Annotated in this window: 7 protein-coding genes and 1 pseudogene; 3 read left to right on the top strand and 5 right to left on the bottom strand. The window is 70.0% G+C overall.

Annotated elements, in window-relative coordinates; genetic code table 11:
* Window positions 1-43: 43 nt before the first annotated feature.
* A complete protein-coding gene (locus AB0H42_RS23580; RefSeq protein WP_357059201.1) occupies window positions 44-328 on the bottom strand; it encodes a hypothetical protein in 285 nt (94 codons plus the stop codon).
* A 34-nt stretch (window positions 329-362) separates the two neighbouring features.
* Between AB0H42_RS23580 and AB0H42_RS23575 the strand changes: the two genes are divergently transcribed.
* The 3 genes from AB0H42_RS23575 to AB0H42_RS23565 all read left to right on the top strand — a co-directional run bounded on the left by AB0H42_RS23575 (window position 363) and on the right by AB0H42_RS23565 (window position 3723).
* Entirely contained in the window at window positions 363-1583 is a 1221-nt protein-coding gene (locus tag AB0H42_RS23575; RefSeq protein WP_357059199.1) for a cytochrome P450, read from the top strand.
* A 52-nt stretch (window positions 1584-1635) separates the two neighbouring features.
* A complete protein-coding gene (locus AB0H42_RS23570) occupies window positions 1636-2595 on the top strand; it encodes an AraC family transcriptional regulator (RefSeq protein ID WP_357059196.1) in 960 nt (319 codons plus the stop codon).
* 162 nt (window positions 2596-2757) lie between these two features.
* Entirely contained in the window at window positions 2758-3723 is a 966-nt protein-coding gene (locus AB0H42_RS23565; protein WP_357059193.1) for a class I SAM-dependent methyltransferase, read from the top strand.
* Between the two features lie 34 nt (window positions 3724-3757).
* Here AB0H42_RS23565 and AB0H42_RS23560 read toward each other — a convergent pair whose 3' ends face one another.
* The 4 genes and pseudogenes from AB0H42_RS23560 to AB0H42_RS23545 form a co-directional block, all read right to left on the bottom strand.
* Window positions 3758-4480, bottom strand: coding sequence for a DUF6875 domain-containing protein (locus AB0H42_RS23560; protein ID WP_357059190.1), 723 nt, complete (start codon window positions 4478-4480; stop codon window positions 3758-3760).
* Complete coding sequence (locus AB0H42_RS23555) at window positions 4455-21686, bottom strand: amino acid adenylation domain-containing protein (protein WP_357059186.1); 17232 nt, start codon at window positions 21684-21686, stop codon at window positions 4455-4457. The genes AB0H42_RS23560 and AB0H42_RS23555 overlap by 26 nt, the downstream gene beginning before the upstream one ends.
* A 510-nt stretch (window positions 21687-22196) precedes the next feature.
* The gene (locus AB0H42_RS23550) at window positions 22197-22403 is read right to left on the bottom strand and encodes an alkyl sulfatase C-terminal domain-containing protein (RefSeq protein ID WP_357059309.1); all 207 of its coding nucleotides are present in this window, start codon (window positions 22401-22403) and stop codon (window positions 22197-22199) included.
* Window positions 22404-22414: 11 nt separating this feature from the next.
* Window positions 22415-22738, bottom strand: a pseudogene (locus tag AB0H42_RS23545) (3-ketosteroid-9-alpha-hydroxylase); the annotation flags it as partial.
* Between the last annotated feature and the right edge of the window lie 24 nt (window positions 22739-22762).

Genomic DNA, 22762 nt, shown 5'->3' with positions numbered 1-22762 from the left:
CGTGATCGGTACCGGCACCGCCGAGGACGTGGCGCGTCGTGCCTCACGCCTTGTCGAGGCGTGGGAAGAGCACCTCCTGGGCGATCAGGTGCAGGGCGGCGGCGACGGGGATGGCCACCAACGCGCCGGCCAGTCCGCGCAGTGCCCCGCCGACCAGGGCCGCGAGGAGAGTGCTCGGCGCGGGGACAAACCGGCCCGACCCCGGGGCGGTACCCGTCTCGGCGGCAGCGTATTTCGGGTTACCGCCCACCTTCTTCGGGTTCGGGGCACAGTCGGGCCGCGCGGTCCTCGACCGGACCGCCGGAGCGCGATACTCCTCGGCGAGCATCCGGTGACGCCCGGGCCTGTCGAAAGGAATGCACGTGTCGACCACACTTCCCGCTTTCCCCGCTGTGAACGAGAATCCGCTCGATACGTGCCGTCGGTTGCGGGAGACCGCGCCCGTCGTCGAGGTCGAATTCCCCGGCGGGGTACCCGGCTATCTGGCGCTGACCTACGCCGCCGTACGCGAAGTCCTCGCCGGTGACAACACCACATTCGCCCGGGATCCCCGGCACTGGCCCGCCCTGCACAACGGAGCTATTCCCCAGGACTGGCCGTTGCGCGCGGTGGTCCAGGGCGAACATCTGTCGACCAAGGACGGTGCCGACCATCGCCGGCTGCGCGGTTTGATCGGCAAGGCGTTCACGCCGGGCCGGGTGCTGGCGCTGGAGCCGCGGATCCAGACGATCATCGATGAACTCCTCGACGGGGTGGTCGCCGCCGGTGACGGGGTCGATCTGGTGCCCGCCTTCACCGAAGCGCTGCCGATGGCGGTGATCTGCGAACTGTTCGGTGTCCCCGAACAGGACCGCGGCCGTTTGCGCGGCTGGACGGCAACCCTGCTGGCGCACAACAGTTCTCCGGAGCAGGCCTTCGCGGCGCAGAACGGGCTGCAGGCCTACCTGTACGACCTCGTCGAGCGGAAGGAGCGGGAGCCGGGGACCGATCTGACCTCGGGCCTGGTGCAGGCGCGGGAGCGGGACGACAGGCTCACCACCGAGGAACTGGTGGCGGTCCTGTGGATCATGCTGGTCGCCGGTCACGAGACCACCGTGCATATGCTGGGGTATGCCATCCTCGCGCTGGCCCGGGATCCCGAGCAGCTCCGCCTGGCGAAAGCGGGCGATCGGTGGGCCGATGTCGTGGAAGAGACCGTGCGCTACCGCCATTCGGTGATGATGACCAGCTGGCGGTTCACCCTGACAGATGTGACCATTGCGGGTGTGGCGATTCCGAAGGGCAATGCGGTGGGCGTGGTCTACCAGGCGTGCGGAATCGATCCCGCGGAGTACGGCGAAACGGCCGACCGGTTCGATATCACCCGCGTCCAGCGGGCCGGTCATCTGGGCTTCGGGCACGGCCCGCGCTACTGCATCGGCGCCGGACTCGCCCGGCTCGAGGGGCGGCTGGCGCTGGCGTCGCTGTATCGACGGCTGCCGGATCTGCGCCTCGCCATCGATCCGGACGAGGTCCCCTACACGCCCTCGTTCTTCACCATCGGGCCGCTGTCCATACCGATCTCGCTCGGCGAGCCGCGGTGACCGCAGCCCACCGGCCGGCCGGTCCCGCCGGAGCATCGTCCAGGACGGGACCGTGGAGTTCTACAGTGTGACCGCGCGGAGTTCGGCATCGTGGACCACCATCGCCGACAGTTTGATGCCGATGGACCACGACTACCACGAACCCGACCGGTGGAGTGCGACGATGTCGGTGCAGGAGAGCGCCGGCTACCGGCTGCTGCGCTGGGATCAACGCGGATCGCGGACGTCGAGCCGGACCCGGCCGCATATCCGCCGGGTCGCGGGCGACGATTTCTACTGGGTCGTGCTTCCCGAGCAGGGCACCTACACGGTCCGGTACCGGGATGGCAGTGTCACCGGTGCCGGCCCCGGTCAGGGAGCGGTCACCGTCCTCGATACCGTGTGTCATCTCCACATCCCGCGGTCGTCCGCCTACGCGTTCCAGGTGCCGCGCGACGAAATGGAGGACCGCGCCGGTTCATTCGGGACGCGCACCGCGGAACTCGATATGTCGTCCGGTCTCGGCCGGATCACCCGGACGCTCATCCGGAGCACCCATGCCGAGCAGGCGGCACTGTCGGAGGGCGAGTTCGAGGCGGTGTGCCGTCGCATCGGGGAACTGCTGTGCATGCTGTCGGCCGGTGAGGTGAGCCCGCAGCGGGGCCAGCACGGCGAGGTGACCGAACAGGTACGGCGGTATGTGCGCACCCATATCGGTCACCGGGACGTCCGCCTGCCCGCCGTCGCCGCGGCGCTGGGCTGGTCGCCCCGCCAGGTGCGCACCATCCTGCACCGCAGTGGGATCACCTTCCGTGATCTGCGGCGCGAAGAAGCCCTGCGTGCCGCGTGTTCGTTCCTCGGGGATCCCGCCTACTCCGAGGTGCCGATCGGTGATCTGGCCGCCCGGTGCGGGTTCAACGCCTCGTGGTTCTCCACCGCGTTCAAGGAGGCGACGGGAGAGACGCCGCGGGAGTACCGGCAGCGCCGGCGCAGTGATCTCGCCGCGCGGGCCGTCGGCGACAGGACTCGATGATCGTCGGTCACCCGGGACGTACGCACCGTCGGCCGCGACGAGCCGGGGCCGTGCCGGAGTAATGCCTGGTCGGACAGCGCGACCTCCCCTTTCCGGACGTAGAATCGGCGGTGGCCGGCCTCCTCCGCTCGCGGTTCTGCTTCGGGGCCGCCGGCGGAAACGATGTGCTCTTTCGCGCGTGATCATCTTGTCCGTATCCACCGTCGATCGGGAGGTTCTGTTGTGCGAACCGAAGGAGATGTCTGGGATATCGTCACCGGTGTCGGGCTCACCGCGTTGGGGGTGGCGACATTCCGAGCACTGGAATCCGCACTCCCGGACCCGCTCATCCGCGACGATTACGCGGAACTGTTCGTCCGCGCCGCCGGTGAGCCGCACTTTCTGGACATACTGGCGGATCCGCCGACCCTCGCCGGCGCTCCGCTCGTCCCCGGCTTCATGGGGTTGCGGACCAAATTCTTCGACGATTTCTTCCTGTCGGCCGCCGGGGACGGAATCGCGCAGGTGGTGATACTTGCCGCGGGGTTGGACGCGCGAGCGTATCGGCTCGACTGGCCGCCGGGAACCGTTGTCTACGAGATCGATCAACCCGATGTGCTCGAGTTCAAGAACCGGGTACTGGCCGAACACGGGGCGACACCGCGCGCCGAACGCCGCACGGTGGCCGTGGACCTGCGTTCCGACTGGCCGGCCGCGCTGGCCGCGGCCGGAGCGGATCCGGCCGCGGCCACAGCATGGTCGGCCGAGGGGCTGCTGCCGTACCTGCCCGGGGCGGCTCAGGACGCATTGTTCACGCATATCGGCGGACTGAGCCCGGCCGGCAGCCGGATCGCGGTGGAGAGCGTCCCGGACGGGTCGGCGAGCAGCAATTTCGCCCAGATCGAAACGAAGTACCTCGACAAGAATCCGTTCGGCGACATCGACCCGGCCGAACTGTTCTACACCGACGACAGAACGGATCCGGAACAGTGGCTGAGCGGGCACGGATGGTCGGTGCAGGCCGCCGCACCCGCCGATCTGGCCGCCACCTACGGTGTAGCTCTTCCGGATCTCCCCGAAGAACTCGAGCAGCACTGGGAACGACCGCGGTACCTGTCCGCGGTGCGGAATCCGGGCCCAGCGGCATAGTGCGGGTGACCGGCCGCGGGCGCGCGACCGGTGATCACGGGGGCCGCGGTGCACCGACGTGCGCACCCACCGGTTCGGCCGCGGCCGCAGCGTTTTCCGGGACAGCGGGTTCGTGCACCAGCCGGTCGGCCATGGCCGAGGTGATGAATTCGGGAATGGCCGGGGCGAAGATATGGAGGTAGATATCGATCCATTCTCGGCTGGTGTCGAGAAACAGGAAGTCGCTGGCCACCATGTGCCGGACGGCGAGCAGGGGGAGCGGCGAATCAAGGGCCGGGAAGTGCGGATTGTGCAGGCCGGCGACAGTGCAGCCGGGGTAGAACTGCCCGAGCATCAGACCGTCGTGGACGAAACGTGTCTTCTGGTCGTGTTGGACGGCCTCGATACCGGTGTAATCGGTGACATCGGGGAAGACCACGAGGACAGCTTTGAACCGTGCGTCGGGCTCTTTGGTCGGCTGCAGGACGGGGAACAGTTCGTAGAGGTCGTCGACGATCCCGGCGATGCGCTCGATATCGATCCGGGGACCGTCGAAGAACGCCGCCCACAGGAACCGGCGCTCCACGGCGTGGCTCATATACGGACAGACGGGACCGTGGCGGCCGAGGTCCGAATGAGGTCGGCACAGGTAATCGAGAGTCCATCGCCGGAGTTCGGAGGTGCGGGGGTGCTCGAGGGCAGCGCTCACCGGGTCGGGCGCGAACAGGCTGGCAGGTTCGATTCCGGAGCGTCTACCTATGGCTCGGTCGGTAGTCATGATCGCTGTCCTTGCTGGAGTCGGGGCCGGGCGACGGGGAAGTCCGGGCGGAGTGGAAGTGCTGGGTGAGGGCGAGTCCGATGGCGCGGAGTGCGTCGGGGGCGGTCATCTGTTCGTGCCGGATCGGAATACGGTGTTCGGTGATCCGGCCGGTGATGTGGTCGGCCCAGGCGAGAGCCGGCGCGGCGCCGTCATCCGTGCCCTCCGGTGCGGCGCTGAAATAGATCAGGTCACCGTCGAAGAGTTCGGGCCGGTGGTGCCAGGTCAGGTCGACCAGCCGGGTGTAGTCGTGGTGCAGTCGCGCGAGGTGTTCCGCGGTCAGGAGGGTGCCGAGCCCCCCCTGCCGGTGCAGCAGTTCGGCCGCGGCCGCCATCGTGAGTTCGGCGGAGTCCGGGTCGGCGGCACCGGCCTCGGTCAGCATCTCTCCGATGGTGGGTGTGGGCGCGCGAACGCTGTCGGCGGTGACGACGCGCGTGTCCATCATGGCCAGCGTCGCCACCGGCTCGCCGTCCCGGCGCAATCGGACGGCGATCGCGTGGGCGATGGTGCCGCCGAGTGAATAGCCGAGCAAGTGGTACGGGCCGTGTGGCTGGACGGCCCTGATCTCCTGGACATAGCGGTCCGCGAGCCGATCCAGGGTGGCGAACTGCGTATCGGGTTCGGTGAGCGCCGGTGATTGCAACCCGTGGACCGGGCGATCGGAATCGAGATAACGCACCAGTCCGCTGAATCCCCAGGCCAGACCGATGGCGGGGTGGATACAGAACAGCGGCGGGCCGTGTCCGGTGCCGCGCAGCGGAAGCAGCACCGCGAACACGTCCTCGGGTGCCGGTTCGTCACCGAGGTGGCGGGACTCGATTCGGTGGGCCAGCGCCTGTGGCGTCGGATCGGTGAACACCCAGTGGAGTGGCACGTCGGCACCGGTCGTTTCACCCAGCCGCGCCGCCAATCGGGCCGCGTCCAGTGAGTTGCCGCCGCGGTCGAAGAAGTTGTCGTCGGCACCGGCCCGCTCCAGCTCGAGGATGCCGGCGAAGGCGTCGCACACCGTGGCCTCGAGCGGCGTGGCCGGCGGCCGGTACACCGCGGACGGCCGGTCGGGGGCGGGGAGTGCCCGGTAGTCCAGCTTGCCGGTGGCGGTGAGCGGGAGCCGGTCGAGGGTGAGCACGGCCGCCGGGATCATCTGGGTGGGCAGCCGTGTCGCGAGGTGGGTGGTCAGGGCGGGGATATCGGGGGTGGTGCCGGGGGCGGGGACGACATATCCGACGAGCCGGCCGATGCCGTCACCCCGGTCGTGGACCGCAACGGCGGCCTGGGCGATATCCGGCTCGCCGCGCAGGGCGGCCTCGACCTCACCGGGTTCGACGCGATTGCCCGCGATCTCGAGCTGCCGATCGCTGCGGCCCGCGTACCGGAGTGACCCATCGGAGTTCCAGGCGACCAGGTCGCCGGTCCGATACATCCGTGTGCCGGGCTGTCCGTACGGATCCGGGACGAACCCGGCGGCGGTGGTGGCGGGGCGCCGGTGGTAGCCCCGGGCGAGGCCCGGTCCGGACAGATACAGCTCGCCGACCGCTCCGGGCGGGACGGGACGCAGGCCGCGGTCGAGCACCACGGCGGTGAAGCCCCGGATCGGGCCGCCGATCGGGAGAGGACCCTCCGGGGCGGTGCGCAGCGGCGCGGCGGCGCAGCTCATGATCGTGGTCTCGGTGGCTCCATAGGTGTTGATCACCGTGTGGCCCGCCGTCCATCGGGCCGCCAGCTCGGGCGGGCATGTTTCCCCGCCGAGAACCAGGGTCTCGAGTGTGCCGGGCGGGCCGGGGTCCAGCGAGGCGAGCACGGTCGGCGTGAGCGCCGCATGAGTGATGTGCCCGGCGTCGATCGCCGCGGCCAGTTCGGCGCCCGCGACCACTCGGGGCGGGGCGAGGACCGCGGTGGCTCCGGCGGCCGCGGCGCCGAGCCACTCCAGAATCGAGACATCGAAGCTGGGTGAGGCGGCGGCCAGTACCCGGGAGGCGGAGGTGAGACCGAACCGCTCCCGTGCTTCGGCGGCCAGATTCGCGGTTCCGGCATGGGTGACCACCACGCCTTTCGGGGTGCCGGTGGAGCCCGAGGTGTAGATCAGATACGCCGGGTGCTCCGGGCGGAGCACGGTCGTGCGTGCGGAATCGGTGATCGCGGCGGGTGATGCCGCGGCCGTCGCCGTCGCGAAGGACGGACTGTCGAGGGTGAGCCATTCGACCGTGTGCGGCAGCCGTTGCCGGACGTCCCCAGAGGTGAGTCCGGTGGCGGCGCCGGAATCGGTGAGAATGCGGGCGATCCGGTCGTCCGGATCCGCCGGGTCGAGTTGGACGAACGCGCCGCCGGTTTTCGCGACCGCCCAGACGGCGACGACGGCATCGACCGAACGCGGCAGCACCAGTGCCACGAACGACTCCGGCCCGACTCCGGCGTCCAGCAGGATCCGCGCCCATCGGTTCGAGCGCTCGTCGAGTTCACGGTAGGTCAGGCGTACGCCGTCGCCTGCCACTGCTTCGGTATCGGGTGTCATCGCCGATGTCAGCACCTGCGGTAGCACCGACGGCGCCGTACCGGGCCGGCCCCGGACGGGTACCAGAGTGGCGTGCTCGTCCGGTGACAGCAGCCGGAGCCGGGTGAGCGGAAGATCGACATGTTCGGCGACGGCGTCCAGTACCCGCAGTAGCCGGTCGGCGAGTGCTTCGATGCGGTCCGCGGTGAAGAGTTCGGGCAGGTATTCGAAGCCCAGGCGCAACCGGGTGCCGTGCTCGACGATCAGGCCGAGTGGATAGTGCGCGGCGTCGCGGCCGTGGACGCCCAGGACACGGAGCCCGGCGAGATCGGCGGCCGCGGACAGCCCGGTCCGATCGATGGGGTAGGACTCGAAGACGGTCACGGTGTCGAAGATGGCGCCGGGGCCTGCCACGTTCTGGATCCGGGCGAGCCCCAGATGCTGATGGTCCAGCAGCGCGGTCTGTTCGGCCCGGATCCGCCGGAGCAGCCGGGCGAGGGTGTCGCCGGGGGCGAGCCGTACCCGGACAGGCACCGTGTCGACGAACAGCCCGACCATCGATTCGATGCCCTCGAGCTGTGGGGGGCGGCCGGACACGGTGGCGCCGAACACCACGTCCTCGCGGCCGGTCTCGGTCGCGAGCACTATCGCCCAGGCGGCCTGGACGATGGTGTTGAGCGTGATCTCCTCCCCCTGGGCCACCGCGACCAGTGCCGCGGTGCGCTCTTCGCTCAGCTGCCGGCGGACCTCGCGCCCGGCGGCGCTCTGCCGGCGGCCGCGGTCGGCGGGCGCCAGCAGGGTCGGCTCGACCGCGCCGGTGAAGGCCCGGGCCCACGCGTCGTCCGCCGCGTCCCGGTCCTGGGCCCGCAACCAGGTCAGATAGTCGCGGTAGGGGCGTACCGGGGGCGGTAGCAGGGCGGGGTCCCCGTCGCCGACGTAGAGCTGCAGCAGCTCCCGGATGAGCAGGGGCGTCGACCATCCGTCGATCAGGAGGTGATGCATGCTCACCAGCAGCCGGTACCGCCGCGGGGCCAGATCGATCAGTGTCAGCCGCAGCAGCGGTGGGACGGCCGGGTCGAAACCGGCGCGGCGATCGGCCGCCATGATCCGTTCGAGTTCGAGCGCCGCCTCGTCCCGCCCCGGCAGCCCGATCCGGCCGAACGGTACGTCGACGTGCCGGCGCACCACCTGGACCGGTTTCCCGGCACTGTCGCGGTCGAAGGCGGTCCGCAGGTTCGGATGCCGTCCGAGGAGCTCCCGCACGGCGCGCTGGAGACGGTCCGCGTCGATGGTTCCGCCGAGCTCCAGGCAGAGTTGCACCACGTAGGCGTCGAGGTCGCCGGCCGCCAGCTGGGCGTGGAACAGTAACCCGGCCTGCAGCGGGGTGACCGGCCAGATGTCGTCCAGTCCCGGCTGCCGGGCCGCGAGCCGGTCGATCGTGGACTGGTCCAGGTCGAGGAGATCTATATCCGAAGGGGTCGGGCCACCGCTGCCGGGGCGGGCCGCGTGTGTGGTCAGCGCGGTTATCGCGTCGCGCCACAATTCCATGAGCTCGGTGACCTCGACCGCGTCGAGAACGCCGGTGGGATATTCCCAGGCGGCGGTGAGCGCCGGCCCGCCGGGTGTGTCGGTGGTGGCCGCGTTGATGCCCAGCAGGGCGGCTGCGGGTGCCTCCGGATTCTGTGCACCGCCGGCGGCTCGCGGGCCGGCCGGCATCCACTCGGCCGACGCGGCCGCGGGCAGCGTGTCGAACCGGCCGAGGTAGTTGAAACTCACCTGCGGGGTGGGCAGTGCGCGCAGCTCGCGAGCGGTCTCGCTGTCGAGATAGCGCAGCAATCCGAAGCCGGTTCCATGGCGGGGTACCTGCCGGAGCTGTTCCTTGACCGATTTGACCGCCGCTCCGGCGGCGGCCCCGGCGGCGAACGCGTCGCCGATATCGATACCGGACAGGTCGAGCCGCACGGGATAGGTGGTGGTGAACCATCCGACAGTGCGGGTGAGGTCGGCGCCGGGGAGCACGGTGTCGTGGCGGCCGTGACTCTCCAGGGTGAGCAGCGTTTCCGCGCTGGTGACGCCGCGCCGGTGCCGCCACCGGGCCAGTGCCAGCGCGAGCCCGGTCACGAGCGCGTCGTCCACATTGCCGCGGAAGGCCCGGGGGAGTGTGGTGAGCACATCGTGGGTGACCGCGGGAGACAGCGTGATCTGCGCGGTGGCGACGGTGGCCTGCGTATCCACGGCCGGATCGATCGGCCGGGAGCCGAGCGGCGGATCGCCGGCGCCCAGAGCCGACCGCCACCGGTCGAGTTCGCTGTGGTCACCGGCGGCGGTGTGCAAGGCGTCCGCCCAGCGGCGCATCGAGGTACCGACGGGTGCGAGGCGCGGTCGTTGCCCGGCCCGCACCTGGGCCCACGCGGCGACGAGATCGGGGACGAGGATCTGCCACGACACACCATCGACCACGAGGTGGTGTGCGACGACGAGCAACCGGCCCGGCTCACCGGCCGGATCCAGCCAGACCAGTTGCAGCACCACGCCCGCCGCGGGGTCGAGGCGTCCGGCCGCCGCGTCCGCCTCGGCGGCGGTGAGCGCGGCGAACGCGCTGCTGCCGGGGGCCGAGTCCGCCGGCACGTGCCGGATGAGCGCGGCGGCCGATACCGCGGCCGGTTCCACGCGCAGCGCCCACCCCGACGGATGCGCCGGATCGGGGTACAGCCGGGCCCGCAGCATGTCGTGGTGATCGAGTACCGCCTGGACGGTGGCGCCGATACCGGCGGCGTCGATACCGGCCGGCAGGGTCAGCTCGACCCATTGGCAGAAGCGGTCGAAGCCGCCCCGTTCGAACATCCAGCACATGATCGGGGTGAGTGGCACCGGACCCACGCCGCCGCCCGGCAGTTCCGCCGGACGGGAAGGTGCCGCGGAGCCGTTGTCGGGCACCGCGATCCGGGCCAGCCCGGCGACCGTGCGGTGGTCGAACACCGCACCTGCCGAGAACACCAGTCCCGCCGCCCTGGCCCGGGTCACCAGCTGGATGGCCATGATGCTGTCGCCGCCGAGCGCGAAGAACGAATCGTCCGCACCGACCTCGTCGAGTCCGAGTACCTCCCCGAACAGTCGCGCCAGCGTCTTCTCCGACCCGGTGACCGGGGCCCGGGATACGGTCCGGGCCGCGGTGAGGTCCGGCGCGGGGAGCGCGGCGCGATCGAGCTTGCCGGTCGCGGTCAGCGGTAGTGCGTCGAGCACCATCGCATGCGCGGGGACCATATGCGCGGCCAATCGCTCGCCGGCGTCGGCGAGAACTGTCGCGGGATCGATCTCGGCGCCGGGTTCGGGCACCAGATATCCGATCAACCGGTCTCCGGTGGCGGGGTCGCGGCGTAGGGCCGCCGCGGCGCGGGCCACACCGGGGCAGGCCCGCAGCACTGCTTCGACCTCGCCGAGTTCGATGCGGAAACCACGGATCTTCACCTGCGCATCGGCCCGGCCCACATACTCGAGTGCCAGGCTCCCGTCCGGTTGCCGCGACCAGCGGACCAGGTCGCCGGTCCGATACATCCGCCGTCCCGGCCCCGCGAACGGATCCGCGACGAACCGCGCCGCGGTCGTACCCGTCCGGTTGCGATAGCCGCGGGCCAGGCCCGGACCGGCCAGGTACAACTCGCCCACGACCCCGACCGGCACCGGGCGCAACCAGGTGTCGAGGACGGCCTGCCCGACCCCGCGGTGCGGTCGACCGATCGTCACCGGCTCGTTCGCCACCAGTGGTGCGGAGGCGTGGGTTTCGACCGTGGCCTCCGCGGGACCGTAGTTGTTGAGCAGAGTCCGGCCCGGTGCCCATTGCGACACCAGTTCTGGTGGAGGCACCTCGCCGCCCAGCGCGACCGTTTCGAGGCACGCCAGCCCGGCCGGGTCGATCGTCCCCAGCACCGTGGGGGTGAGCGCGGCGTGGGACACTTTCTCCCGGCGCAGAATCCGGGCCAGCTCGTCACCGCCGTAGGCGGCCGGGGGTGCTATCACGAGCCGTCCGCCCGACCCGAACGCGCACAGCTGTTCCATGACTGCCACGTCGAAACTCGGCGAGACGGCATGCAGGACCCGGGTGGCCGGCCCGATACCGAAACGCGACTGCTGTTCAGCCACCAGATTCGCCAACCCTCGATGCGAGACGACCACACCTTTCGGCACCCCGGTCGAACCGGACGTGTAGATCACATACGCCACCTGATCGGCCCGCACCGGCAGTGTGCGCTCCGCATCGGTGACCGGCGCCGCCGCCGTAGCCGCGACGTCCGCGGCCGTCGCCGGTTCGTCGAGGACCAGCCAGCGCACCTGTCCGGGCAGCCGATCCCGCCACTGTGCCGAGGTGATGCCCACTGTCACACCGGAATCGGCGAGCATGTACTCGAGCCGGCCTGCGGGGTAGGCGGGGTCGACCGGAACGAACGCCGCCCCCGATTTGGCCACCGCCCAGAGCGCCAGCACCGACTCGACCGACCGCGGCAACCCTACCGCGACACCGGTCTCCGGGCCGGCGCCCCGGGCGATCAGGCACCGCGCCAGCCGATTCGAGTGCGCGTCGAGTTCGCGGTAGGTCCACCGGCGGTCTCCGCACACCACCGCGACCGCCTCCGGGTCTCGGCCGGCGGCCAGTAGTTCCGGGAGGACCCGCTCGGTCACCGCCGGATCACCCGCTACCGAGAGCAGCTCGCGGTACTCCGCCGGGAAGAGCGGATCCAGCCGGCCCAGCGGCCGATCCGGGTCTGTGACGAGGAGGTCCAATACGTGCAGGATCCGGCGCAATATCGCGGCCGCCGCGTCCTGGTCGAAGAGTTCCGGCAGGTACGTGACGCGGAGATGGAGCCGGGTGTCGGTGTGCGCGACCACGCCCACCGGGTAGTGGGCGGCGTCGGTACCGGTCACGTCGGCAACCCGCAGGCCGGCGATATCGGTCTCCGCGGTCAGCCCGCCGCGGTCGACCGGATAGGACTCGAATACCGTCATCGTGTCGAACACCGCCCCCGGCCCGGCGGCATGTTCGACATCGGCCAGGCCCACATGGTGGTGATCGAGCAGGGCGGCCTGCTCCGCCTGGATCCGCTCCAGCAGGTGTCCCACGCTCTCGGCGGGATCGAGACGGACCCGCACCGGCAGGGTGTTGACGAACAACCCGATCATCGATTCGATATCCCGGATCTGCGGGGGACGCCCGGAGACCGTCGACCCGAAGGTCACATCGTCGCGGGATGTCAACAGGCCCAGTACGATTGCCCACACCCCCTGAACCACCGTATTGAGAGTCACTCCCCGGGCCTGTGCGAGGCCGGTCAGCCGCGTGGTCTGTGCCTCGGTCAGTTCGCCGGTCACATCACGGGATCCGGTGTAGCCGCGCCCGGGGTTCGCCGGAGCCACCAGAGTCGGCTCATCGGTGCCGTCGAAGGCGCGGGCCCAGGCCTCGAGCGCCGCGGTCCGGTCCTGCGCGCCGAGCCACGCCAGGAAGTCCCGGTAGGGCCGGACCGGGGGCAGCACCGCGACGTCGCCGTCGGTGGCGTAGAGCACCAGCAACTCGCGCAGGAGCAGCGGGGTGGACCAGCCGTCGAGCAATAGGTGATGCTGGGTCAGCACCAGGCGGTAGCTGTCCGGCCCCGTGGTGACCAGCATCCAGCGCAACAGCGGTGGGCGCGCCGGGTCGAACCGGGTCGCCCGGTCCGCGGCCGTCAGGAGCTCCCATTCCCGGGCCCGCGCGTCGTCGTCCAGACCGGACAGGTCGACCTCCGACCAGGGTGCCGCCACACCGCTGTCGACCACCTGGACCGGTCCGATATCGGTGACGAATGCGGTGCGCAGATTCGCATGCCGGTCGAGCAGCAGCTGTCCGGCCCGCCGCAGCCGCTCCGGATCGACCCGGCCCCGGAGTTCCAGGACCAGCTGCACCACATACGCGTCCGCCGATTCCTCGGCGGCCAGCGCGTGGAACAACAGACCCTGCTGCAACGGGGTCAACGGCCAGATGTCCTGTACTGCGGGATATCGCTGCTCGAGCCGCTCGATCTCGGACTGCCCCAGCGGGATCAGATCCAGATCCGACGGTGTCCATCCGCCGGCCCCGGGATCCCGGGCGTATGCCGCCAGCGCGGTCAGCACGTCCGACCACGACTGTGCGACCCGGCGGACCTCCGCGGCGTCCAGCACTCCGGCGGGATACGACCAGATCGCCCGCAGGCGCTGCCGGACCCCGTCGTCGACGATCCGGGCGGTGATATCGAGCGCCGCTGTGACCGGCATATCCGGATTCAGGGCACGGGCGAGTGCCGCGCCGGAGAAGTCGCCGCCGTCGTCCACCGGCTGCCACGGCTGGGCCTGCCCGCGGGGTCCGGCGACGATGCGGCCGAGATAGTTGAACCCGATCTGCGGCGTCGGCAGCGCGCGGAGCGCCGGTGCGGTGTCCTCGTTCAGATAGCGCAGCAGGCCGTAGCCGATGCCATGGTCCGGGAAGGCGCGCAACTGTTCCTTGACGGCTTTGACCGCTGCGCCGATCGCCGGCCCGCCGGCGTACGCGTCGTCGAGGTCGATATCGGAAAGATCCAGTCGTACGGGGAAACTCGTGGTGAACCAGCCGACCGTCCGCGTCAGATCCGCGCCCGGGACGACCTCTTCCTCACGACCGTGGCCTTCGAGACCGATCACCGTTGCCGCGGGCCGGTTGCCCGCGGCCGCGGGTTCGCGCTCGCGGCGCCACGTCGTTGTTGCCAGCGCCAGCGCAGCCAGCAGGCCATCGGCTACGGTGCCGTGGAATGCGGCGGGCAGATCGGTCGACAGCGCCGCGGTGACCTCGGCCGAGAGCTCGACCTCTACGGTGCGCACCGTCTCGGCCACGTCGACCCCGGGGTCGAGGGGGCGGGACCCGATCACCGGATCGGGTTCCGCGGATACGGCCTGCCACCGGCCGAGTTCCGCGGTTCGCTCCGGACGGTGGGCTGCCTCGACAAGCCCGTGCGCCCAGCCGCGCATCGATGTCCCCGCCGGGGTGAGATCGGGCGGCTCGCCGGATTCCGTCCGCGCCCACGCGATCGCGAGGTCCGGCACCAGCACCCGCCAGGAGACACCGTCGATCGCCGAATGATGCACCAGTATCAGCATCCGGTCCGGCACCGCGGGGTCCATCGGATCGAACCAGACCACCTGCGCCACGATGCCCGCACCCGGGTCGAGCCGGTTTGCCGCGGCCGCCGATTCCGCGGCGGTCACGGCGCGGAACCCGGGGCTACCCGGCGCCGCCGCGGTGGCCACCCGGTGGATGATGTCGTCGGATCGGATCGCGCCGACCGGTAACGTCTCCCAGGTCCAGCTTCCGTTGTCGGCCCGGCGTAACCGGGAGCGCAGCATATCGTGCCGATCGAGGACCGCCTGCACGGTTTCGGCCAGCCGCCGCCGCTCTGTTCCGGTGGGCAGAGCCAGCAGCACGGCCTGGGTGATGCGGCCTGCTCCGGATCGCGTGTGCTCGGTGAACCAGTGCATGACCGGCGTCAGCGGGATCGGTCCCACACCCGCGCCGGGTGGTTCCACCGAACCGGAAGCCCGCGCGACCTCGTCATCCCGGACGGCGACCCGGGCCAGCCCGGCGACGGTCCGGTGGTCGAACACCTCGCGCGCGGAGAACAGTACGCCCGCCGTCCGGGCCCGGGTCACCAGCAGGATCGACATGATGCTGTCGCCGCCGAGCGCGAAGAACGAATCGTCGAGTCCGACGGTGTCGATACCCAGTACATCGGCGAATGCCCCGGCAATGGTGCGTTCGAGCGGTGTCTGTGGCGCCCGGAATGGTGTGCTGTCCGCGCGGACCGGATCCGGCAGCGCCTTACGGTCCAATTTGCCCGCCGGTGTGAGCGGGACGTGTTCGAGCACGGTGATCGACGGCGGGATCATATAGGACGGCAAGTGGCCGCCGAGGAATTCGGTCAGCTGTGCTGTATCGATCGAACGACCCGGTGCGGGAACGACATAGGAGGCCAGCGCCATGGCGCCGGAGGGGTTGTGGTGGCCGACGGTGGTGGCGAATCCGACGGACTCGTGGGCGCCCAATACCGCGTCGATCTCCCCGAGTTCGATACGCAGGCCGCGGATCTTGACCTGGAAATCCGACCGGCCCAGGTACTGGATGGTTCCATTCGCGGTCCACCGGGCCATATCCCCGGTGCGGTACATCCGCCGACCGGGTTTCCAGGGGCAGGCGATGAAGCGTTCGGCGGTCGTGCCCGGCCGGCGATGGTAGCCGCGGGCGAGCAGCGGGCCCGCGATATACAGCTCACCCCTGACACCGGCCGGGACAGGTTGCAGCCGCTGGTCCAGAATCCACACCGTGGCGCCGCGGATCGGGCCACCGATCGTCACCGGTTCGCCCGCCACCATCCGGTTCGGGCGGGTCGCGGCGACCGTGAGCTCGGTGGGCCCGTAGGTGTTGAGCACCTCGTGGCCGTGGCTCCAGCGCTGCACCAATTGGGTCCCGTAGCTCTCGCCACCGACCATCAGTGTGCGCAGGTGCGGTAGCGGCCATCGGGTGGCGTCGACGGTGGACAGCGCGGAGGGGGTGATGAGTATGTGACCGACCTGCTCGCGGTCGAGCAGTTCGCCGAGAGCGTCGCCGCCGTAGACCGCACCGGGCGCGATGACCATCGTCGCGCCCGCGGCCAATGCCGAGAGCAGTTCCAGTATCGAGACGTCGAAGCTCGGCGAGGACAGGCACAGGACGCGCGAACCGGGTCCGATGTGCAGGCCGTCGTGGTGCTCGCTCGCGCAGCCGGCCAGCCCGCGGTGCCCGACCGCGACGGCTTTGGGCAGCCCGGTCGACCCGGAGGTGTAGATGACGTAGGCGAGATCGTCGAGGTGTAGCGGGCGCACCCGGTCGGCGTCGGAGATCGGCCCGGTGCCGCCGTCCTGCTCCGGGGTGTCGTCCGGGGTCAGCCAGTCGATGGCGCCGGGTAGTTGGTCGCGGACCGAGTCGATCGTCACACCGAGTACGGCACCGGAATCGGTGATCATATGGGTGATCCGGGCAGTCGGATACGCCGGGTCGATCGGCAGGAACGCGGCACCGGACGCGGCTACCGCGCAGACCGCGAGCACGAAATCCGCGGACCGCGGCATCGCCACCGCGACGATGTCACCGGGACCGGCGCCCCGCCGGATGAGCATCCGGGCCCATCGGCCGGCGCGTTCGCCCAGTTCCCGGTAATCGATGCGGGCGCCGTCGAAGACGAGCGCCGTCGCCGCCGGATCCCGGGCGGCGCCGGCGGCCAGCAGTTCGGCCAGGGTGCGGGGCGCGACACCGGCCGGACCGGAACGCGTCAGCAGATCGGCATGTTCGGCGGGCTCGAGCACCTCGATCGATCCCACGGGGACGGTCGGATCGACCGCCACCGCGTCCAGTGTCCGAACCCACCGGCGCACCAGGGATTCGACCGTGCTCGCGTCGAACAGCTCCGTCGAGTAGGTGACCGTCACCGCCAGCCCGCCGCTCTCGTCGTCGGCCAGCACCAGTTGCAGATCGAACCGGGAGACGTCCTCGGGTAGGTCGAGCACCGATATGTCCAGGCCGGGTAGTTCCAGATCGGCGCGGGCCAGGTTCTGGAAGGCCAGCAGCACCTGGAACAGTGGATGCCGCGACTGGGACCGCTCCGGAGCGAGTTCGTCCACCAACTGCTCGAAGGGAACGTCGGCATTCCCGAACGCGGCCAGATCGATCCGCTCGACCCGGTCGAGGAAGGCGGTGAACGACTCGCCGAGGTCGACCTCCGTCCGCAGGACCACCGTATTGACGAACATTCCGATCACGTCGTCGAGGACGGCGGCGCCCCGCCCGGCCACCGGCGTACCGATCGCGATATCACCGGAACCGCTCGACCGGGCGAGAGTTGCCGCGAGCGCGCCGTGGATCACCATGAACAACGACGAGCTGCGATTGCGGGCGAACGCGCGCAGCTTCCCCACCAGGTCCGCGCTCAGCCCGAATCGGTGACTCGCACCCCGGTGGGACCGGGCCGCCGGCCGCGGCCGGTCGAACGGCAGGCGCAGCTCCTCCGGTAGATCGGCGAGCGTTTCCGTCCAGTACCGGATCTGCCGGGCGCTGAGTGATCCGGGGTCGGCAAGGTCGCCCAGGACAGCGCGCTGCCACAGGGCGTAGTCGGCGTACTGGACGGGCAGCGGCGGCCACGACGGTGCCTCGCCACGAACACGGGCGGCATACGCGGTCGCCACATCGCGGGCCAGCGGCGCCATGGAGAAGCCGTCCGCGGCGATATGGTGCACCACCACGGCCAGCACGTATTCGGTCTCCGTACCGCCGGTCACGCGGAACAACCGGGTACGCACCGGTACCCGGGCGCTCACGTCGAATCCTTCGTGCACGAGGTCGGTGATCGCGGCGATCAACCGGTCCGGCCCGACCGGCGCCGGGCTCAACGCACGATCGACGGCGTCGACCGATTCGACCACCTGGGTCAGCGTTCCCTTCCGTTCCGGATAACGCGTCCGCAGCGATTCGTGCCTGCCCACGACATCGGTCATCGCCGCACGCAGGGCGCCGAGGTCGAGTTCGCCGCGCAGCCGGACCGCGATCGGCATGTTGTAGGCACCGGAGCGGGTGTCGTACTGGTTGAAGAACCACATCCGCTGCTGGGCGGGCGCCAGGGGTACGAGGTCGGGGCGGGGTCCGGCGATCAACGGCGGGCGTTGCCGCCCCGTGCGCATCTGACCCTCCACCTGGGTGGCCAGCGCCGACACCCGTGGCGCCTCGAACAACAACCGCACCGGAATCTCGGCACCCAGTGCCGTTCCGAGCCGGGCGGCGACCCGGGTGGCCGTCAGGCTGTCGCCGCCGAGCGCGAAGAAGGAATCGTCGAGACCGACGGGGCCGAGACCGAGCACCTCGGCGAAAACTCGTGCGATGGTCCGTTCGACCGGTGTCCCGGGCGGCCGGAACGGCACGGTGCCGGTGACGACGGGGTCCGGTAGCGCCTTGCGGTCCAGTTTGCCCGCCGGTGTGAGCGGAAGGTGCTCGAGCACCGTGATCGAGGGCGGGACCATATAGGCCGGCAGCAGGCCGCGCAGGTATTCGGTGAGGAACGCGATATCGATCGAATGATCCGGTACGGGTACGACATAGGAGGCCAGCGCGGCGGTACCGGAGCCGGTACGGTGACCGACGGTGACGGCGAATGCCACAGACTCACAGGCCGCCAAGGCGGTATCGATCTCGCCGAGTTCGATTCGCACACCCCGGATCTCGACCTGGAAATCCGACCGGCCCACATACTGGATGGTTTCCGCGGCGGTCCAGCGGACCATGTCCCCGGTGCGGTACATCCGCTGACCGGGTTTCCAGGGGCAGGCGACGAAGCGCGCGGCGGTCGCGCCCGGTCGGTGGTGGTAGCCCCGGGCGAGGAGCGCGCCCGCGATGTACAACTCACCGGCCACGCCCACCGGGACGGGCTCCAGTCGCTGGTCCAGTACCCACTCCGTGGCCCCACGAATCGGGCCGCCGATGGTGACCGGGTCTCCCGGCGCCAACGAGGCGCTGTGGTTCGCCATGATCGTGACCTCGGTCGGGCCGTAGGCGTCGAAGAACTCGCGTCCCCCGACGGCCCAGCGCCGTACCAGCTCCGGCGGGCAGGCGTCACCGGCAGCGACGACGACACGCAGGCTGTCCAGCCCGGCCGGATCCACCGAGGCCAATGCGGCCGGGGTCGCCACCGCGTGCGTCACCCCGTGGCGGCGTACCAGATCGGCGAGCTCCGTGCCGCCGTAGGTGCCGGTCTCGGCGATGACCATCGTGGCGCCGGAACCCACCGTGAGCAGTAATTCCCAGACCGAGGCGTCGAAGCTCGGGGAGGCGAGGTGCAGGGTGCGTGAATCGCCGGTGACCGTATAGCGTTCGCGCTGTTCGGCGGCGAGGGCGGCCAGCCCGGCATGTGTCACGGTCACGCCCTTCGGCGTGCCGGTGGAACCGGAGGTGTAGATCAGGTAGGCCGGATGCCCGGGCCGTAGCACGGTGGTCCGGTCGCGGTCGGTGATCGGCCGGGTGTCGCCGGGCGGGTCGTGGGCGCCGGGTAGCAGCCAGTCGACGGTACCGGGTAGTTTCTCGCGCACCGCGTCGACCGTGAGACCGAGTGTGGCCCCGGAGTCGGTGATCATATGGGTGATCCGGGCAGCCGGATACGACGGGTCGATCGGCAGGAACGCGGCCCCGGACTTCGCCACCGCCCAGAGGGCGAGAACGGAATCGGGGGAGCGCGGCATCGCCACGGCGACGACGCTTTCCGGCCCCGCGCCCCGCGCGATGAGCGCCCTGGCCGATCGGTTGGAACGTTCGTCCAGCTCCCGGTAATCGATCCGGGCATCGCCGAATACGAGTGCCGGCGCGCCGGGGTTCCGGGCGGCGGCCGCGGCCAGCAGTTCGGGGAAGGTACGGGGAGCCGGGGCGCCGGGACCGGACCGGGTCAGCAACCCCGCGCGTTCGGTAGCGTCCAGTATGTTTATCGAGCCCACCGCGGCTTCCGGTTCGGCGGCCACCGATTCCAGGATCCGGATCCATCGGTCCATCAGGGAGTCGACCGTGTCCGCATCGAACAGGTCCGCCGAGTAGTCGACCGTGACGGTCGAACCGGCGGTGCCGGCGTCGGACACCGCGACCCGCAGATCGAGCCCGGGTGCCTCGAGAAGGTCCGTTGCCGCGGCGTCCGGATCGCTCGGGTCCGGCTCCGCGTGTGGCGGGCTCCCGCAGGCCACCATCACCTGGAACAGCGGATGCCGTGCCGGTGACCGGGGTGGGCGCAGCTCCTCGACCAGCCGCGCGAACGGGATACCGGCATGGTCGAAGGCGGTCGAATCGACCCGCGCTACGCGGTCGAGAAACCCGGCGAACGGTTCACCGGGATCTATTTCGGTCCGCAGTACCACCGCATCGGCGAACTCCGGGGTCGCACCGGCCGCGGCGTGGGCGCCCCGCCGGACCACGGGGGCGCCGACCGCGATATCACCGGAACCGCTCAACCGGGCGAGCAGCACCGCCGTCGCGGCATGGACCACCGCGAACAATGAGGTGCCGCGGTCCCGCGCGAATCCTTCCAGCGCACCGGCGAGGTCCGCGCCCAATCCGAGCCGGCGGTGCCCGCGCCGGTCCGACGCCACCGCCGGACGCGGCCGATCGAACGGTAGCGGCAGTTCCTCCGGTAGATCGGCGAGCGTGGCCTGCCAGAATGTGAGGGTTTCGCGGTGGCGCCGGAGCCGGGCGCCGGTCCGGGCACTGTCGGGGTGGACCTGCCCGAGGCCGGTGTCCGGCCCGGCAGCCGCGAAGGCATCCAGGAACCGCGCGAATCCGGTCCGGTGTGCCGCCACTTCGGCCTCGGTGTAGAGGTCGGGGTTGGCCATGAAGTGCAGGATCGTCCGCGGTGGATCGCCGGTCTGGTAGAGATCGACCAGCAGATCGTCGACCGGTCCGGAACTGAGGATATGGAATTCCCCGGTGACCGGCCCGAACCGTATCTCCTGGGGGAAGAACATGACGTTCACCATCGGGCCGGCGTAGCGATGCTGTCCGTTGCTCCCGGCGGCGGCGCGGATATCGTAGAGGCCGCAGCGCTGATGCCGCAGGGCGCCGATCAGGTCGGATTGCACGTGCCGCACCAGCGTCGCCACCGTGTCTCCGTTGCCGAGCGCGATCGGGAACGGCGCGACATTGACGAACACGCCCCCGGAGCGCCGCAGTACGGCGTTGGTACGCCCCGATACCGGGATATCGACCAGAACGTCGTCCCGGCCGGTCATCCGGGCCAGATAGCATCCGAAGGCGGCGATCACCACGGCGGCCGGGCTCGCGGCCAGCGCTGTCGCGGACCGGTCGATCCGGGCCACCGTCTCCGGCGCCAGTTCGCCGAGCACGGTCACACTTTCCGCGCACGCGGGCGCGTAACCGGTCGCGAGACTCGATCCCTCCTTCGCACCGGCGAGCCGCTTCAGCCAGTACGCCCGGTCATCGGTGAACCTCTTCGATTCCCGATAGCTGCGATCCGCTTCGTACAAGGTGCGCAGATCCGCCGCGCGGCACGCCTCCACCGGGGCGCCGCGCTCCCCGGTCCCGTCCTGCACTGCCGCGGTGTACAGCGCCGCGACCCGGTTCACCATGGTCATCGCGCCGTAGCCGTCCAGTGCGACATGGTGAACCCGGTTGTACCACAGGTTATGTCTGTCGCCGACCTGCAACAGCGCCCCGGCGAACAGGCGGTCCCGGAGTATATCGAGAGGCGCCGTGTATTCGCGGCGCATCCACTGCAGACCCGCCGCCACCGGATCCGGTTCGCCCCGCATATCGAGGACCGGCCCCGTCGACGCCAGATACGGGTCGTACAACTGCTGCGGTTCGCCGCCGTTTTCCACCAGACGTAGATAGCCGGATTGGAATTCGTGGCCCGCTCGAAGCAGACTGCGGCGCAGTAGCTCGATATCCAGGTCACCGTGTAGTTCGATGTACTGCGCCTCGGATATCGGGATATCCGGTTGCAGCTGCTGCGCGAGCCACAGTCCCCGCTGCCCGGCGGACAGGGGAACGGGATTTCCGACCGTAGTCCCGGACCGGTCCGTCCCGTTCCCGCCCGATCCTGGCTCGAAATAGGGGTCCGAGCGGTTCATAGCTCTCCTCCATAAGCGGCCGCCCTCAGTGTAAGCAGAGGTTTTTGCCCGAGTACAGACCGAAATTTCGTTTAGCGTCCCGAGTTCTTTCCCGAGGCCCCGAAATCGGCAGCGTGTGCCGTAACCGAATTCAGTCTTTCAGTATCGACCGTGTCGAGCTTCGTGCAAAATATCGGCAGATGTCACGTTCCGATAAATGACAGCGAAGGGATTCATTGCGCGTTGTCAACGCTTTGCGTGCCGATTTCCGGTAATCGCTCGGCGGAACAAGGGGTTCCGTAACGAAGTTTCGGGCCGGTCGACCGGATGGCTTCCGAGTGTCATCCCGGCGTGCTGATCCGTACCGTGCGATATTTCTTCTGAAATGCGGCTAATGCAGCGGCGGCGCCTCGCGGTTTTGCGCGCCCGGAATGTGAACTTTGTAGCTATTGCCCGATTTATCGGCTGGCGTCCTATCGGCACTGAGACAGAGCGGAAGGGGTGGTGTGCGCGCCCCCGGCCACGACCGGGTCAGGGTGTCACGATGGGGAAGTTCCGGTCCGGGGTGTGGAGCAATTCCTTCAACTCTGCCAATATTCCGGGGTTCCCGCTGACACCGATACTTCCGGCCCGGACCGCCTCGCCGCCATTTCGGCCCGCCAGCAGCACCCCGAGCAGCATCGCCCTGGTGAGTGCGAACGAGGCGTCGGGTGCGGGCCCCTGGTGCCCGGCGGGCAGGTCGTAGTGAACCGCGGCCAGCGGAGCTCGTGCTCCACCCCGTCGAGGCCGACCGAGACGGTCGCCGCGTCGGCGGCATCCTCGGCGGCCTCGGAAAGCGTGACCTCGGCGAAGGGATCACCAGACAGTGAGGTGAAGGTCTCGGCGTGTACCCGGTTGCGGGGTATACGCGCACGGGCGGCCGCATCGTGGACGGCGTCCATGAACGGCTGCGGGCCGCACAGGTAGACCGGGTGATCCCGATGTGTCGCGATCAGGGCGGCCAGGTGCGCGGCGGTGGGCAGGCCCTGAATGCTTTCGAGCCAGTGCGTGACCGAGAGCCGGTCGCTGTGCCGCACGCCAGTTCGCGGAGTTCGCGC

The sequence above is a fragment of the Nocardia sp. NPDC050799 genome (genome assembly GCF_040654015.1).
In the GTDB taxonomy this organism is placed as follows: Bacteria; Actinomycetota; Actinomycetes; order Mycobacteriales; family Mycobacteriaceae; genus Nocardia.
The sequence above is the reverse complement of the archived record's forward strand: the minus strand, read 5'-3'. Positions and strand labels throughout refer to the sequence as shown.